We start from the raw sequence: 16,480 nt of genomic DNA, 5'->3' as shown, positions 1-16,480 counted from the left end.
ATTTCTATTATTATTTGAATTATTCTTGTTAATTTCTTTCAACAAACTAAAAATCGGATGTTTTTATAAAACATCCGATTTTTTTTATTTGGTTGATATTTTATCAAACTAAAATACTACTCTTCTTTCTTTTCTTCCTTTGGTGGAAATATTTTTATTGAGGGTTCTTTAAATACTTTTTTATTGGCTATCTTTTTTTCAAAAGTTAATAATAAAGAGGGTAGTAATAATAAGTTAGAAACCATTGCTAATAATAAAGTAACTGAAACTAAACCGCCTAAAGCAATGGTACCTCCAAAGCTAGAAAGTGTAAAAGTTAAAAAACCAAAAAACAACACTATAGAAGTATAAAACATACTTACACCCGTTTCTCTTAAAGCAGCATAAACAGACGGTTTTATTCGCCATTTATTAGCAATTAGTTCTTGTCTATATTTAGCTAAAAAGTGAATCGTATCATCTACAGAAATACCAAAAGCAATACTAAATACCAAAATTGTTGATGGTTTTATTGGGATACCAAAGAAGCCCATTAATCCTGCTGTAATTAGTAATGGTAGTATGTTTGGAATTAGAGAAATAAAAATCATTTGTGGTGATCTAAACATCCATGCCATAAAAATAGCGATTAGAAAAATAGCTAATGATAAAGAAATCACTAAATTTTTAATCAAATAATTAGTTCCTTTTATAAAAACTAATGCTTTTCCTGTTATTGAAACATTATAGTCATCTGATGGAAATTCTTTAGCAATAACTGCTTTTAGTCTTTCTTGAATGACATTCATTTTTTCTGTACCAATGTCTTTCATAAAAGTTGTTATTCTTGCATAACGACCTGTAGAGTCTACAAAGTTTTTAAGCATACCAGCCTCACTGTTAGAGTTTTTGGTGTATGCAAAAATGTAACTTTGTTCTTGGCTTGTTGGTAATTGATAATATTTAGGATTACCTCTGTAGTACGCTTGTTTAGAGTATTTTACTAGGTTTGTTACCGATATGGGTTTAGACAATTCTGGAAAAGTTTCAATAGCTTCATTTATTTTCTCCATCTTCTTTAAAGTAGAGAGTTTCATTACACCTTTATCTTTTTTAGTATCTACCAATATTTCTAAAGGCATAATTCCACCAAACTCGGTTTCGAAAAACTTAATGTCTTGATAGAACTCTAAGCTTTTAGGCATATCTTCAATTAAACTACCGGATACTTTAATTTTATAAACTCCAATAATCGCCGCAATTATAACAATTACAGTGGTAAAGTATATGGTAATTCTTCGGTTTCTAACCATTCTTTCCATCCAATCTACTACATTTTCAATCCACTTTGTTTCAAGGTGATTTAAATGTTTTTTCTTTGGAAGCGGCATAAAACTATATAAAATAGGTATAATAAGTAATGCTAGAATAAAGATACTTATAATGTTTACAGAAGCTAAAATTCCGAATTCACGAAGCAAACTACTTTTTACAAATACAAAAGTTGCAAAACCAGATGCAGTTGTAATATTGGTCATTAAAGTAGCGTTTCCTACTTTAGAAATTACACGTTGTAAGGCTTTTGCTTGTTGACCGTGTTTTTTTATTTCTTGCTGATATTTGTTAATTAGAAAAACGGCATTTGGTACACCAATTACAATAATTAAAGGAGGTATTAATGCTGATAATACCGTAATTTCGTACTGAAACCAGCCTATAAATCCAAAAGCCCAAACAACCCCTATCATTACTACTAAAAGCGTAATAAACGTTGCTCTAAAAGATCTGAAGAAAAAGAAGAAAATAATGGCAGTAATACCTAATGCACCACCTACAAAGAGTATAATTTCATCTTGAATGTTTTGTGCATTTAGTGTTCTAATGTACGGCATTCCAGAAACACGCACGTTTACATTATTTTCCTTTTCAAACTGTTTTATAGTGGGTATTAAGACATCAAAAATAAAATCCCTACGCTTGGGTGTATTTATAATCGATTTCTTAATATAAATTGCTGTTTGTAGTGTTCCTGTTTCCTTATTAAATAATAAATTATCATAGAAAGGCAGTTTTTCAAAAAGCTGTTTTTTTATTGCTAGAACCTCTTCTGTTGTAGTTGGTTCTTCTTCATATAAAGGTTCTAGTACAAATTTTCTTTGTTTTCTATCTGCTTTTAACTTTTGAACATCAGCTATAGAGATTGTAAAATCTATTTCGTCTAAACTATCAAATTTCCGAACTAAATTATTCCAAGCATTAAATTTCTTAGGTGTAAAAACTGTAGAGTCTTTAATTCCTAAAATAACTAAGTTACCTTCTTCTCCAAAGATTTTTAAAAATTGGTTGTATTGTATGTTTGCTTCATGATCTTCTGGCAATAGGTTTGCTTCTGTATATGAAAATTTCATATACTTCATTTGTGATGCTAATAAGCCAGTAATGATTGCAATACCTATTAAAACCAAATAGCGGTTTCTTAAGATAATACCAGCAACTTTTGTCCAGAAATTCATTCAGTTAATTTTACGAAAATGTAGTTAAATTGTATATTGTTGTAAATAAAAAAAGAGTGTTAAGAAACACCCTCTTTTTATTGTTTAGATTTTATTAAACCTTCATTATTTCTACTTCTTTAACAGCCAGTTTTTCTTCGATCTGTTTTACAAAAGTATCTGTTAGTTTTTGAATATCGTCTTCTGATATTTTTTTCATATCATCAGAAATGTCTGTTTTTTTGATATCATTATTTGCATCTTTACGTGCATTTCTAATACCAACTTTTGCATGTTCTGCTTCTGCTTTTGCTTGTTTTGCAAGACCAATTCTTCGTTCTTCCGTTAATGGTGGTACGTTAATCATAATAATATCACCATTATTCATTGGGTTAAAACCAAGATTAGCAATCATTATTGCTTTCTCTATTGGTTGTAACATGTTTTTCTCCCAAGGTTGTACAGAGATCGTTCTAGGGTCTGGTGTGCTAACATTTGCTACCTGACTTAATGGGGTTTGAGAACCATAATAATCTACCATAACATTTGCTAACATTGCAGGCGTTGCTTTACCTGCTCTAATAGTTCTTAATTCTTTAATTAAATGCTCAATAGCATTACTCATTGCTTCTTTAGCACTGTCAAGAATAAATTCAATTTCTTCGTTCATCTTTAGTAAATTTTAAAAAATACGCTGTTTATTGAGAATCAACAATAGTACCAATTTTTTCTCCTGAAACTAATTTCATTAAGTTTCCATTTGTATTCATGTCAAAAACAATAATTGGTAAGTTGTTTTCTTCACTTAATGTAAATGCAGTCATGTCCATCACTTTAAGACCTTTTTTAATAACATCTTTAAAAGTAATTTTTTCGAATTTAATGGCGTCTTTATTTTTTTCTGGATCCATATCGTAGATTCCATCAACACGAGTCCCTTTTAAAATTGCATCTGCATCTATTTCAATTGCTCTTAAAACGGCAGCAGTATCGGTTGTAAAATACGGATTACCTGTTCCTGCTCCAAAAATAACAACTCTTCCTTTTTCTAAATGACGAATTGCTTTTCTTTTGATATAAGGTTCTGCAACTTCTTTAATTTCTAGGGCTGTTTGTAAGCGCGTGTCTACGTTTTCATCTTCTAATGCACTTTGCAATGCTAAACCATTAATACAGGTTGCTAACATACCCATGTGGTCTCCTTGCACACGATCCATACCATTGGCAGCACCTGCAACTCCTCTAAATATATTTCCACCACCAATTACAATAGCAACTTCTATACCTTTAGCTACTATTTCTTTTATTTCTTTGGCATATTCAGCCAGACGTTTAGGATCTATACCATATTGTCTATCGCCCATTAATGCTTCTCCACTTAATTTTAAAAGAATTCTATTGTATTGCATAGTTTATTTTGAAAGTTGTGCAAAATTAAGCTTTTTTTTTGAGTTTCCTTTTTCTGAGAAATAAAAAAACCTCACAATTCTAAAATTATAGAATGTGAGGTTTTTAAAAATTTATATTCTTGTTGCCTAAGCTAGTTTTGTATAAACCGTACAAGAATTGCAGATAAATGTTTATCCTAAAGTAACCCTTTTAAAAGTACTTACTTCAACATCACCATATGTTTTTACATATTGTGCAACATTTTTCTTTTCATCTTTAATAAAAGCTTGGTCTAAAAGACATTGCTCTGTATCTAAAGTTGTGTTGTCAGAAACAAATCTTTCCATTTTACCTGGTAAAATTCTATCCCAGATTTTTTCTGGTTTTCCTTCTGCAGCTAATTCTGCTTTTGCAACTTCTTCAGCTTTTGCTAAAACTTCTTCAGATAATTGAGACATAGAAATAAATTGAGGTACATTTTTTAATGTTTTCCCTAATCTTCCTAATTCAATATTATCTTTTTCAATTACAGCAATTCTTGCTTCTGTTTCAGCAGCAACAAATGCAGGATCAAAATCTTTATAAGATAAAGTAGATGCTCCCATAGATGCAATTTGCATAGCTACGTCTTTAGATAAAACATCAGCATTGTCTACAACAGCAGATAAACCTACTAAAGCAGCAATTTTACCAATGTGAGTGTAAGCACCAACATAAGCAGCTTCTACTTTTTCAAAAGCTGTTATCTCTAACTTTTCTCCAATAACACCAGTTTGCTCAATTAATTTATCAGCAACAGTCATTCCTCCAAAATCAGCCGCTAAGAAAGCTTCCTTATCAGCAGAATTTAAAGCGATTTCAGCAAATTGAGCTCCTAAAGCTACAAATGCGTCATTTTTACCAACAAAATCAGTCTCACAAGCTAAAACGATAGCAACACCAGCAGTGTTAGCGTCGTTTATTTTTGTTACTGCAACTCCTTCTGTAGAATCTCTATCAGCTCTTTTTGCAGCAATTTTTTGACCTTTTTTACGTAAAATATCAATTGCTTTATCAAAGTCTCCAGCAGCTTCTACTAATGCCTTTTTACAGTCCATCATTCCAGCCCCAGTTGCTTCTCTTAACTTTTTAACATCAGCAGCACTAATCTTTACTGTTTCCATGTTATGTATATTTTTTAGTGATTGTTATTTTTTTTCTTCAGCAGGAGTTTCAGTAACTTCAGCTTTCGCTTCTTCAACTACAGGAGCTGCTTTTTCTGCCTTTGGAGCTGCAACTTCTTTAGTTTCTTTTACTTTTTCTTTGTCTGCTTTTCTGTCTGATAAACCGTCTGCAATTGCATCAGTAACATAAGATAATACTTTATCTATAGATTTAGAGGCATCATCATTTGCTGGAATGATAAAATCTACTAATCTAGGATCAGAGTTTGTATCAACCATTGCAAAAATAGGAATGCTTAATTTTTGAGCTTCAGCAACAGCAATGTGCTCTTTTTTAATATCTACTACAAATAATGCTCCAGGTAAACGAGTCATATCAGAAATAGAACCTAAATTCTTTTCTAATTTTTCTCTCTGACGGTTGATTTGTAATTTTTCTCTTTTAGATAATGCATCAAAAGAACCATCTAACTTCATTCTATCAATATGAGCCATTTTCTTAACAGCTTTTCTAATAGTTACAAAGTTAGTTAACATACCACCTGGCCATCTTTCTGTAATGAAAGGCATGTTTACTGCTTTTGCTTTTTCTGCAACGATATCTTTTGCTTGCTTTTTAGTAGCTACAAATAAAATTTTACGTCCAGAGTTAGCGATCTTTTTTAAAGCTTCTGAAGTTTCTTCTATTTTTGCTGCTGTTTTATACAAATCGATGATGTGAACACCATTACGTTCTGTATAAATGTATGGAGCCATGTTTGGGTTCCATTTTCTAGTTAAGTGTCCAAAATGTACACCACTATCTAATAATTCTTGAATGTTTACGTTTGCCATTTTCTTAAATGTGTTTACTTTCTGTTTTGAAATCAATAGTTAGGTAGTCTTTCGAGTCCTAACTATTTAGATGCTAAACTGTTTAATATTAAAATATAATAACAGTTCTCGATATAATATATTGCAGAATAAATTCTGAATAATATTAACGTTTCGAGAATTGGAATTTTTTACGTGCTTTTTTCTGACCGAATTTCTTACGTTCAACCATTCTTGGGTCACGAGTTAATAAACCTTCTGGTTTCAATACTAATCTGTGCTCTTCGTTAATAGAAACTAAAGCTCTAGTAATAGCTAAACGGATAGCTTCTGCTTGTCCTGTTACACCACCTCCGTAAACATTAACTTTGATATCATAAGATTCTAAGTTTTCTGTTAACATTAAAGGTTGTTGTACTTTATACTGTAAAGTACCAGTAGTAAAATAGCTTTTGTAATCTTTTTTGTTTACTGTAATGTTACCTTTTCCTTCAGAAAGATAAATACGAGCTACAGCAGTTTTTCTTCTACCGATTTTGTGTACTATATCCATTATATTAAATCGTTAAGGTTAATAGCTTTAGGCGTTTGCCCATCTTGTTTGTGCTCAGTACCTGCATATACATACAAGTTTCTGTACAAAGCTGCTCCTAAAATATTTTTAGGTAACATTCCTTTTACTGCTTTTTCGATTAATCTTGTAGGATCTTTCTCAAACATTTCTGTTGCAGTTAACGATCTTTGTCCTCCTGGATACCCTGTGTGACGAATGTAAGATTTGTCTCTCCATTTGTTTCCAGTTAAAACAATTTTTTCTGCGTTGATAATAACCACGTTATCTCCACAATCTACGTGAGGAGTAAAATTTGGTTTGTATTTACCTCTAATTAGCTTTGCTACTTTAGAAGCTAGACGACCCAACGTTTGCCCGTCTGCATCAACTAAAACCCACTCCTTGTTTACGGTAGCGCTGTTTGCTGATACTGTTTTGTAACTTAATGTGTTCATAATTACACTATTAGTTTTTGTTTATTAATAATCAATTTTACCTTAAAAAAGGAGTGCAAATGTACTGCTTTTTATTTGATTGACAAATAGGCTGTTATAATTATTTTTATAAAAATATAGAGAATAAATGTTTTTGTCTTTTTAATGTTTTAAAAACTAAAAAAAAAGAGGCAAGTAACGCTCATTTTATAATGTATAGTTATTGCCTTCACTTGCAAAACGAAAGCCCATTTTTTCAATTTCTTTTCGTTTTTTACTATTTTTCTGAAGAGTAGGGTTGGTGTGATTAAAGTGAATAAAAATAACTTTATTTTTAGTTGCTAGCGTTTCGTTTTTAAATAAGTCTATGGTTTCTTGTATAAAAGGGTGAGGAACTTCTGTCATTGCTCGTTTTACTTCATTCTGATTTAAAAATGTGGCATCTACAAAAGCATAATCAACCTTTTTAACTTCATCAATAATATTGCGGCTCCATTTATGCCATTTGTCAATGTCTGGAATAAAAAGGGCTGTTTTTTGTGTTCCTTCTATTTTATATCCTACGGTTTCAGAAAATTCATCTCTATGCGGCACTAAAAAAGGGGTTACTTTTATTTTGTTATTTAACACTAAGGTAGTGTCGTGTTGTAAGTTTTGGAGTTGAATATTTTGAAGAGAAATTAATTGACTCCAAGGCCCATTTTTTTGTAAAAAACTTTTCATTTTTGGCATTGCATAAACTTTCATATTTTTTTTACCAAAAGCTTCTCTACCAAAATACATAAGACCTGTGTAATGCCCAATGTGAGCATGCGTTAAAAATACACCATCAATAAGGTTTTCTTTTTTTTTGTGATGTTGTTCTAATGCTGCTAATTGTGTATGCATATCTGGTGTTGCATCAAATAGCCATTTTTGCTTGTTATCTAGATCTACCAAGCCTAAAGAAACAACACTTTTTTTGTTGTTTTTTCCATTGTAAAAATTAGCGCAACATTCTTTTTGGCAACCAATATGTGGGTAACCTCCGTCTTGGGCAATTCCTAATACTGTAATGTATTGCTTTCCTTTTTCTAAAGGTAGAATTTTATCCTTGTCTTTAGGGGGGTGACAAGAAATTAGTAAAAGAAATAAAAGTGCAACTATGTGTTTCATAATTTAGAAATAAAATTGAAAGATAAAAAAAAAGCATCAAAATTAATTGATGCTTTTAGTATATTAAATATTTAATATTCTTTTTTAGTCTAAAACAACCCTCCATCCGTATGGGTCTTCAACTTTATTTGTTTGAATATCTGTAATAGCTTTCTTTAATGTACCTGCAAAAGGAGTTTCTAATTCAGGTAAATCATAATCTGTACCTTGATACCCAAAACCTGCTATTGGAGAAATTACTGCAGCAGTTCCTGCACCAAACATTTCTTTTAAGCTTCCGCTTTGTGCAGCAGCAATTACTTCAGAAACAGTGATTTTTCTAACTTCTACATCAATATCCATGTCTTTAGCAATCTGAATAACACTTTTACGTGTAATTCCGTCTAAGATTCTATCGCTAGTAGGGCTTGTAATTAAAGTATCATTAATTCTGATGAAAATATTCATTGCTCCAGCTTCCTCAATATATTCGTGAGAATTATCATCCGTCCAAATTACTTGATTGTATCCTTTTTCTATAGCTAATTGTGTAGGGTAAAACTGAGCAGCATAATTACCACCAGCTTTTGCAAAACCAACACCACCATTAGCCGCACGTGCATATTTTTCTTCAATAGCAACTTTTACTTTTCCAGCAAAATAAGCACCAGAAGGAGCGGTACAAATTATAAATTTATATGCATCTGCAGGAGAAGCATGAAAACCAATTCCAGATGCAAACATAAAAGGTCTTATGTACAAAGAACTTCCTTCGTTTGTAGGAATCCAGTTATTATCAACTTCTAATAATTTTTTTAAACCCTCCATAAAAATGTCTTCAGGAATTTGAGGAATAACCAAACGTTCTGCAGATTTATTTAAACGCTTCCAGTTTTCTAAAGGTCTAAATAACATGGTATTTTCATCTGCATCTTTGTAGGCTTTCATTCCTTCAAAAATAGATTGACCATAATGGAAAATCTTTGCAGCCGGATCTAAAGATATTGGTGAATATGGTTTAATGACCGGTGTTTGCCATTCGCCATTTATAAAATCACATTCTAACATGTGGTCAGAATATACACTACCAAAGGGTAGATTGTTAAAATCTACAGAATCGATCTTCGATTTTTCTATACGTTGAATTTCTATTTTAGATTTCATTCTTTATTGATTGATTTGGGCAACAAATGTACATAAAATATTTATCTGTCAATATAACAAGTCATTGCTTTTACTCTTTAAAAGATGTACTTTTGTTCAACATTGTTTAAAATTAGAAATTATGAAATATTTGATGCCGTTTTGTTTACTTATTATATTTGCTTTTTCTTCATGTAAAGATGGAGTGAAAACAGTTAAAAAAGTAGAGCAACCAAAACAAGAAATTGGATACAATTCTTTTGGTGAAAAAATAACATCTAATAAGGCTATAACATCAGAAGAACTTTTATCTAAATTTAGAGATTTAAAAGTAGGTGATACTATTAACGTAAAGGTTGCTTCTACTATTAATGAAGTGTGTTCTAAAAAAGGATGTTGGATGAAGGTTCCTTTAAATAAGGAGACAGAAACAATGGTGCGTTTTAAAGATTACGGCTTTTTTATGCCTTTAGATTCTAAAGGAAAAGAAGTGGTTTTAAATGGCAAAGCATTTGTAAAAGAAACTTCTGTAAAAGAACTACAACATTATGCAGAAGATGCAGGTAAATCTAAAGAAGAAATAGCAAAAATAACTGAACCAAAAACCGAGTTTGCTTTTGAAGCTGATGGTGTTTTATTAAAAATATAGTTTAAATACTTAAACAATTTAAGATTTTGAAAAGAGAAATTCTAATTACTTCAGACGGTTCATCAACCATACATATACCAGATTGGGATGAGCAATATCATTCTAAAAATGGATCTATAAATGAAACCTATCATGTTTTTATAAACAGCGGGTTAAAATTGGTTTCTTTAGAAAAAGTTGCTATACTAGAAATTGGTTTTGGTACAGGTTTAAATTGTTTTATAACCTATTTAGAAGCTAAAAAAGAAATCGATTATGTGGGTGTAGAAGCCTATCCTGTTACCACAGAAGAAGTGGAGAAAATGAATTTTATTTCCATTTTAAAGGCAGAAAAAGAAAACGAAGCTTTTAAAAAAATGCACGAGGTTTCTTGGGAAGAAAAACATCAAATTTCAGAGACTTTTTCTCTAACAAAAAGAAAACAGTTTTTTGAAGATATTGAAGATAAAGACGCATTTAATTTAATTTATTTTGATGCTTTTGGCGCTCGTGTACAGCCTCAATTATGGACTGTAGAAATTTTTCGTAAAATGTATGATGCATTAAAAGAAAACGGAATTTTAGTAACCTATTCAGCAAAAGGTAGCGTACGAAGAGCCATGCAAGAAGTAGGTTTTGTTGTAGAGCGTTTGCCTGGACCTCCAGGAAAAAGAGAAATGCTTAGAGCAAGTAAAATATAATATCAAATTATTATTTAGAACATTAAATTTTAATTTCATTTAAAGCTTAATGTTCTATTTTAAGAACTAATACAACTTTTTTTTACAAGTTAAGGCAATCATTTTTCTCTTAATGTTTTCTTAAACTTCTTAACTTTCTTGTAACGCTATTTTAACGCAATGGTTTTTCTGGGTTAACAACTCCCTTCTTTTATAATTATAGTTTTGGCACTCTAAACAAAACGATAATTACAATTATGAAAAAATCAATTACTAAATTATTTTTAACACTTACCTTAATAGGTGCTAGTTTTACTTTATTAACAAGTTGTGCCGAAGATGGTATAAATGGTATCGATGGAGAAAATGGTGTTGATGGTGTAGATGGTACTAATGGAGAAGATTTTACACCAAGTCCAAATTTATTTACCAATAAGTCTTCTTTAAATCCACTAGTAAATATTAATGCTAGTTTTAGTAATGTTAAAGCATATTCTTTAATCAGTTCTACAGATGTATTATCAAATGGATTTCGTTTGGTTGGTGCGCAAGATGGCGCAGGTTTCTTAAAAGATGGCAATGAGTATATTTATGTTGTAAATGCAGAAGATGATTATGGTGTTTCTAGAATTCGTTTTGATGAATTTATGAATCCTATAGAAGGAGATTGGTTATTAAATGCTGGTGTTGCAGATTTTGCAAGACAATGTTCTGGTACTATGTGGGAAAAGGATATTCATGGAGGTGATAAAGATATTTTTTTATCAGCGTCAGAAAGTATTGCTTATGATGTAAAAGGAATTGATCCTTGGATAGAAACACCTACGCCAACGGCAGATTTTGGTTTAGATGCTTTAGGAGAATTTTCTTGGGAAAATGCAGTTCCATTACCAAAAGACGCTTACTCTGGTAAAACGGTTATTGTTGGTGGAGATGATGACTCTAGCGGTTCTGAAGGACAAGTAACAATGTATGTTTCAGAAAATGGAGATGCAGATTTAGAAAACGGAAAAATATATGTTTTAAGATATAAACAAGTTTCTGATGGTGCAAATGGTGTGCAAGATGTTGTTGCTAATACAGTGTACAATGAAGGAAGTTTAGATTTTGGTAAAACATACAATGTTGAATTTGTTGAAATCGAAAACGGAGCAAGTATGACAAAGAATGAAATGGAAACGGCTTGTACAGGTGTTTTTGCTTCACAATTTATGCGTGTAGAAGATGTAGATTATCAAAAAGGTTCTGATGCAAATGGAAGAAATGTGTTTTTTGCAGTTACTGGTAGAGGCCCAGATAGAGGGACTTATAATGATTGGGGAACCGTTTATAAATTAGAGTTAGATGATACAAATCCTCTAGAAGGAAAATTAACGCAAATTGTTAGTGGAAATACAGATTCTAATAATAATGATGGAAACTTAGCAGCGCTTCAGAGTCCAGATAATATTTGTGTAACAGAAAACTTTGTGTATGTACAAGAAGACCCAAATTCTTTTAGTAGAGGTCACGCAGCACAAATTTATCAAACAGATTTAAATGGTAATAATGCAAGTGTTGTATTAGAATTAAAAATAGAAAGTAACTTATCTCCAACAGGAAGTACTAACTTTTCTGGAGAATTTGGTTCTTTAATAGATGTTTCTGATAAAGTAGGCGTGCCAGATACTTTTATTTTAGCATTACAACCACATTATTGGCAAAGTGACGATTTTGAATCTTCAAATTTACCTCATAACCAAGGTGGACAAGTTGTCTTATTACAGGGTTTACCTAGATAAATTACAAAATTAACATAGCATAAGATGAATCTCCATAATTTATGGAGATTCATTTGTTTATAAAATATTACTTATGATTATAAAAGCGCATAAAACGCTATTACTTGTATTTTTAGTTTCAGTTTTAATTAGTTCTTGTAAAAATAAGAAGGAAGAAAATTATGTAGCTACCGTAAATTGGTCTTTTGCACAGAACTATTATAAAGAACATATTACAACTGCAATTATTTATTTAGATAGTTTAAAGCAAGAGGGAATTGATGGGGGGAAAACGAAGTTTTATTTTAAAAAAGTAAGAGAAAATTTTAAAATGGCAGAGCCATTTGCTTCCTATTTAAATCCAGAAGTTGGGCATAGAGCCAACGGACCTGCATTGCCATTTTATAAAGAAGACAGTGGAAAAATTTTAGCACCTGTTGGTTTGCAAAAAATTGAAGAAAGTATTTATGATAAAGAAACGATTCTAGAAGATTTTAATCAAGAAATCTATGTTACAAAAGGGCTGTTTTCTGTATTAAAGAAGAATATAATAAAAAGAGAATTAAATGCTCATCGTTTTTTTATAGCAACACATCAACAATTATTTAGAATTGCAAGTTTAGCAATTTCTGGTTTTGATACACCTGTAAGTCATTTAGGTATTTTAGAAACTATCATTTCTTTAGAAAGTTTAGAGTTGATGTATCAAAATACAATTCAATCTATCATTATAAGTAAAGATAAAAACCTCGATAAAGAGTTTCAAACAAATATTTTAAATGCAATTAATTTTATCAAAAGTAATACCGATTTTAATACTTTCGATAGATATACATTTACTAGAGATTACCTAAATCCTATTACTAGAAATTGGGTTAAAATTCGTAAAACAAGTAACCTTTGGATTCCTGTAAAAACAGAACCATTTAATTTTAATGCGCCTACTTTTTTTGAAAACGATTCTTTTAACCTAACTTACTTTACACCGCCTACAAATAGAAACGCAACAATTAAACAAATACAATTAGGAGAAAAATTATTTTCAGATCCAGCGCTTTCTGCAAACAAAAAATTGGCATGTATAAGTTGTCATTTACCAGAAAAGGGATATTCAGATGGTTTTTCGCTTAATAAAGACAATAAAGGAGATTTGTTAACGCGTAATGCACCTACACTTATAAATGCTGCATTTCAAAAAAGTTTTTTTTGGGACGGAAGATCTAGAGATCTATTAGATCAAATTTCTATGGTTTTTAAAAACAAAAAAGAGTTTAATACAGATGTTCATACTTTTTCTAACGATATTTTAAAAGACACAACCTATTTAAAATTATTTAAAGAAGCTTATAATTTTGTGCCTAAAAGTAATAGAGAAGTAATTAGAGCCATTTCATCTTACGTATCTACATTAAACGGTTTTAACTCTAAATTCGATAAAAATATTAGAGGAGAAGAAAACACCTATACAGAAAATGAAAAAAATGGGTACAATTTATTTATGGGTAAAGCCTTGTGTGCAACTTGCCATTTTATGCCGTTAACTAACGGAACAGTACCTCCTTTTTTTACAGAAACAGAAAAAGAAGTAATAGGTGTTCCGGAAACTAAAATGAATAAAAAACTAGACGACGATTTAGGTTTTTATTGGGTTTTTAAAGAAGATTTACATAAAGGAATGTTTAAAACGCCAACCATTAGAAATGCCGGTATTACAGGACCGTACATGCATAATGGTGTTTATGAAACTTTAGAAGAGGTACTTAATTTTTATAATCTTGGTGGAGGCGCTGGTTTAGGATTCGATTTAGAGCACCAAACATTACCTTTCGATAAATTAGAGCTTACAGAGCAAGAACAGCAAGATATTATTGCTTTTATAGAAAGTCTAACAGACAATTCTGTAAAAGATAAAAAGTAGTAAAGAGGTTTAAATTCCAATCCTTTTTTTATCTTCGTTTAAAATATTTTTTAAATGGAATTCAGAAGAAAATTTGGAAGGAAAAAAGAATCAAAACCTTCAAAAGGACTTTTTTTTATATTGCTTTTAGCGTTTGTTATAATTCTTTGGTTTAAAGCAGAAGATATTATGAATGCGTTACTTTAAATAGTTTTTTAGAAGCTATTTCCTGCTTTTCGCACTCGCTTTTTTTATCTCGAAAAAAGATAAAAAAGAGCTCAAACAAATGCTACAATCAGGGCTAACCTTGTTTGTAGCATTTGTTTTATGCTTTAACTAAAGTTATTTTTTAAAACGTCTATCTTTCCAGCCATACTTAAAGAAAATAGATTTTAAAATAACTAGAATACTAAAAAATGGATACAGTAAGCTCGATAAGAAATACCATTTAAAAAATGACGATTTGTGGTTAAAAAACTGAATTGTAGGCAAGAATAAAAACAAATCTATACTCATTTTTAAAACCAAAGGAACAAACATCATTTTAACAGAACCTGTTAATAGATAATAAATAACAAAGCAATTTGTAAAAAGTACGAGTAAGCCAATTAGTTTTACTCTTAAAGAACTAAAACTACTTGTTTTTGCTGCCCATCTTGTTCTTTGGTTCATTAAGTCTGTCCAACTTTTTACCGGAAATGTAGTTACAATTGCATTTGGAGATTTTAAATAACGAACACTTTTTTTATCAGCTTTTATAAATTTTTCGAATAGAAAGATATCATCACCACTTGCTATATTGTTGTTTCCTTTAAAGCCATTTAACTCTAAAAAGGTTGTTTTTTTATAAGCAAAATTAGCACCATTACATAAAAACGGAAAATTGATGCCAAAACCGCCAATTGTAGTTCCTTGCATGCTCATAAAATCTAATAACTGAAACTGTTCTAAAAAGTTGTTTTCTACCTTGTAATTTACAGGAGCAACTACCATATTCGGTTTTTTGTTCAGAATAAAGTTATCTAAAATATTCAGCCAATTTATAGGCAACATACAATCTGCATCTGTGGTAACAATCCAATTATTTTTTGCAGTAGTAATTGCAGTTGTAATAGCATCTTTTTTTGGAGAATTAGATATTCTTACGTTTTTTATAACCTTAATATCAATTCTAGTAGCATCTTTAAAGGTTTCTCCTTGTTCCTCGTTCGTAATTACTGAAAGGAAGTTGTTTATAACTTCGATAGAATTATCAGAAGAAGCATCATCAACCAAAATAAATTCTACCAAATTCTTGGGATACTTTAATTCGCTAATTGATTTTAATAAAAGCGGTAGGTTTTTAGCTTCGTTTCTAAAAGGGATAATTACAGAGAAAGAAGTTTTAGTTTCGGTGTTTTGAGGAATATAATTAGGACTGTTTTTAAAGCCTATTGACAAAGAGACAATCAAAATAGCGTAGAAAACGAATGTAAAAACTAATAACCATATCATTTTGTAAAATTAGGTTTAAAAGTTAAAACAAAATAGCTACCAATAGTTGCTGGTAAAACAAAATTAAGCAACCACATAATTGTTGTTATTGATAAAATAGTAAGTGGTTCAATATTAAAAAATGGAAAAACCCAAATTGCAACAGAACCTTTTAAAACCACATCAAATAAAGATAACATTGGTATTGTAGAAGCAATTAAATAAACGGACGAAATTGCAGAAATGGCGTCTATATAAGAAATATCAACATTAAAGATTAGTAACAAGTAGTAGAATTGGTGAGAGAAAATTACAAATCTCAACAATGAAATAAGTGCGACTTTACGGTTAAGCGCAGCTGGAATTTTTTTGATAAAATTTCTTACTTTTTCAAAAGACAATCCTTTAAAATTAAAGTGTTTTATCAGAAAAATTAAAGAAACTATTATACTTATTCCTATCAATAAAATACTAGAAATTTGAGAAATGTTTATAGCAACATTATGTTTAAATACAAAATAAGTAAAACCAGTAACTCCAAAAATGAGTGTTGTTAACATCTGGTAAAAGTTGCCAACCAAGTTTAAACCTAAAATTTGTTTTCTATGTTTTTTTTCAAAATACAATGCTTTTGCGCCGTATTCTCCAATTCTATTTGGTGTAATTAGTGAGGTTGTTAAAGAAGATAAACTCTGTATTAAAGCACTTTTAAAAGAGTAATTACTAATAAAAGAAATTAACAAGTGCCATTTATTAGCTTCTAAATACCAGTTTAAAAATGTAAAAAGAAGTAGAAATAGACTGTTTTTTATTGTAAAAATGTTGTTTTGTATCAAATTCTGATAAAAAACAGAAAAGGCTAACTGTTCGTTTTCAATCAGTTTTGTGTAAATAAAATATCCGCAGCCAATTACAATCGATAGTTTTATTATCAACCAAAAG

Annotated in this window: 15 protein-coding genes; 4 read left to right on the top strand and 11 right to left on the bottom strand. The window is 30.4% G+C overall.

The window, feature by feature from the left end; all coding sequences use genetic code 11:
• Positions 1–116: 116 nt before the first annotated feature.
• The 9 genes from GQR92_RS10235 to GQR92_RS10195 form a co-directional block, all read right to left on the bottom strand.
• Positions 117–2,492: an efflux RND transporter permease subunit gene (locus GQR92_RS10235; protein WP_158839246.1), complete on the bottom strand. Its 2,376-nt coding sequence runs from the start codon at positions 2,490–2,492 to the stop codon at positions 117–119.
• Positions 2,493–2,586: 94 nt separating this feature from the next.
• Positions 2,587–3,141 (bottom strand): ribosome recycling factor, encoded by a 555-nt coding sequence (frr, locus tag GQR92_RS10230; RefSeq protein WP_158839245.1) that lies wholly within the window; start codon positions 3,139–3,141, stop codon positions 2,587–2,589.
• A 28-nt stretch (positions 3,142–3,169) separates the two neighbouring features.
• Complete coding sequence (pyrH, locus tag GQR92_RS10225) at positions 3,170–3,880, bottom strand: UMP kinase (protein ID WP_158839244.1); 711 nt, start codon at positions 3,878–3,880, stop codon at positions 3,170–3,172.
• 171 nt (positions 3,881–4,051) lie between these two features.
• The gene (tsf, locus tag GQR92_RS10220; protein WP_158839243.1) at positions 4,052–5,023 is read right to left on the bottom strand and encodes a translation elongation factor Ts; all 972 of its coding nucleotides are present in this window, start codon (positions 5,021–5,023) and stop codon (positions 4,052–4,054) included.
• 24 nt (positions 5,024–5,047) lie between these two features.
• On the bottom strand, positions 5,048–5,857 hold the full coding sequence (rpsB, locus tag GQR92_RS10215) for a 30S ribosomal protein S2 (RefSeq protein ID WP_158839242.1): 810 nt from the start codon (positions 5,855–5,857) through the stop codon (positions 5,048–5,050).
• A gap of 145 nt (positions 5,858–6,002) precedes the next feature.
• Positions 6,003–6,389, bottom strand: coding sequence for a 30S ribosomal protein S9 (gene rpsI / locus GQR92_RS10210; RefSeq protein WP_158839241.1), 387 nt, complete (start codon positions 6,387–6,389; stop codon positions 6,003–6,005).
• Positions 6,389–6,844 (bottom strand): 50S ribosomal protein L13, encoded by a 456-nt coding sequence (rplM, locus tag GQR92_RS10205; RefSeq protein WP_158839240.1) that lies wholly within the window; start codon positions 6,842–6,844, stop codon positions 6,389–6,391. The genes rpsI and rplM overlap by 1 nt, the downstream gene beginning before the upstream one ends.
• Positions 6,845–7,030: 186 nt before the next feature.
• A complete protein-coding gene (locus tag GQR92_RS10200; protein WP_158839239.1) occupies positions 7,031–7,978 on the bottom strand; it encodes an MBL fold metallo-hydrolase in 948 nt (315 codons plus the stop codon).
• Between the two features lie 84 nt (positions 7,979–8,062).
• Positions 8,063–9,121, bottom strand: coding sequence for a branched-chain amino acid aminotransferase (locus GQR92_RS10195; RefSeq protein WP_158839238.1), 1,059 nt, complete (start codon positions 9,119–9,121; stop codon positions 8,063–8,065).
• A 121-nt stretch (positions 9,122–9,242) separates the two neighbouring features.
• Here GQR92_RS10195 and GQR92_RS10190 point away from each other — a divergent pair, with 121 nt between their 5' ends.
• From GQR92_RS10190 to GQR92_RS10175, 4 genes are all read left to right on the top strand, one after another.
• Entirely contained in the window at positions 9,243–9,749 is a 507-nt protein-coding gene (locus GQR92_RS10190; protein WP_158839237.1) for a DUF4920 domain-containing protein, read from the top strand.
• Between the two features lie 26 nt (positions 9,750–9,775).
• On the top strand, positions 9,776–10,429 hold the full coding sequence (mnmD, locus tag GQR92_RS10185) for a tRNA (5-methylaminomethyl-2-thiouridine)(34)-methyltransferase MnmD (protein WP_158839236.1): 654 nt from the start codon (positions 9,776–9,778) through the stop codon (positions 10,427–10,429).
• 236 nt (positions 10,430–10,665) lie between these two features.
• Complete coding sequence (locus GQR92_RS10180) at positions 10,666–12,189, top strand: hypothetical protein (protein WP_158839235.1); 1,524 nt, start codon at positions 10,666–10,668, stop codon at positions 12,187–12,189.
• A gap of 73 nt (positions 12,190–12,262) precedes the next feature.
• The gene (locus tag GQR92_RS10175; protein ID WP_158839234.1) at positions 12,263–14,086 is read left to right on the top strand and encodes a cytochrome-c peroxidase; all 1,824 of its coding nucleotides are present in this window, start codon (positions 12,263–12,265) and stop codon (positions 14,084–14,086) included.
• 321 nt (positions 14,087–14,407) lie between these two features.
• On the opposite strand, the gene GQR92_RS10170 is transcribed toward GQR92_RS10175, so the two are convergent.
• Together GQR92_RS10170 and GQR92_RS10165 are read right to left on the bottom strand one after the other, a co-directional pair.
• Positions 14,408–15,559 carry a glycosyltransferase family 2 protein gene (locus GQR92_RS10170; protein ID WP_158839233.1) on the bottom strand — a complete coding sequence of 384 codons (1,152 nt, stop codon included), beginning with the start codon at positions 15,557–15,559 and terminating at the stop codon, positions 14,408–14,410.
• Positions 15,556–16,473: a hypothetical protein gene (locus tag GQR92_RS10165; RefSeq protein ID WP_158839232.1), complete on the bottom strand. Its 918-nt coding sequence runs from the start codon at positions 16,471–16,473 to the stop codon at positions 15,556–15,558. Before GQR92_RS10165 ends, GQR92_RS10170 begins: the two co-directional genes overlap by 4 nt.
• Positions 16,474–16,480: the final 7 nt, after the last annotated feature.

The sequence above is a fragment of the Polaribacter sp. L3A8 genome, from assembly GCF_009796785.1.
In the GTDB taxonomy this organism is placed as follows: domain Bacteria; phylum Bacteroidota; class Bacteroidia; order Flavobacteriales; family Flavobacteriaceae; genus Polaribacter.
This window is presented reverse-complemented; position numbering and strand designations above follow the sequence as displayed.

Coding starts and splice junctions, on each gene's coding strand:
- GQR92_RS10235 (WP_158839246.1), bottom strand. CDS start 2,492: ATGAATTTCTGGACAAAAGTTGCTGGTATTATCTTAAGAAACCGCTAT.
- frr (WP_158839245.1), bottom strand. CDS start 3,141: ATGAACGAAGAAATTGAATTTATTCTTGACAGTGCTAAAGAAGCAATG.
- pyrH (WP_158839244.1), bottom strand. CDS start 3,880: ATGCAATACAATAGAATTCTTTTAAAATTAAGTGGAGAAGCATTAATG.
- tsf (WP_158839243.1), bottom strand. CDS start 5,023: ATGGAAACAGTAAAGATTAGTGCTGCTGATGTTAAAAAGTTAAGAGAA.
- rpsB (WP_158839242.1), bottom strand. CDS start 5,857: ATGGCAAACGTAAACATTCAAGAATTATTAGATAGTGGTGTACATTTT.
- rpsI (WP_158839241.1), bottom strand. CDS start 6,389: ATGGATATAGTACACAAAATCGGTAGAAGAAAAACTGCTGTAGCTCGT.
- rplM (WP_158839240.1), bottom strand. CDS start 6,844: ATGAACACATTAAGTTACAAAACAGTATCAGCAAACAGCGCTACCGTA.
- GQR92_RS10200 (WP_158839239.1), bottom strand. CDS start 7,978: ATGAAACACATAGTTGCACTTTTATTTCTTTTACTAATTTCTTGTCAC.
- GQR92_RS10195 (WP_158839238.1), bottom strand. CDS start 9,121: ATGAAATCTAAAATAGAAATTCAACGTATAGAAAAATCGAAGATCGAT.
- GQR92_RS10190 (WP_158839237.1), top strand. CDS start 9,243: ATGAAATATTTGATGCCGTTTTGTTTACTTATTATATTTGCTTTTTCT.
- GQR92_RS10180 (WP_158839235.1), top strand. CDS start 10,666: ATGAAAAAATCAATTACTAAATTATTTTTAACACTTACCTTAATAGGT.
- GQR92_RS10175 (WP_158839234.1), top strand. CDS start 12,263: ATGATTATAAAAGCGCATAAAACGCTATTACTTGTATTTTTAGTTTCA.
- GQR92_RS10170 (WP_158839233.1), bottom strand. CDS start 15,559: ATGATATGGTTATTAGTTTTTACATTCGTTTTCTACGCTATTTTGATT.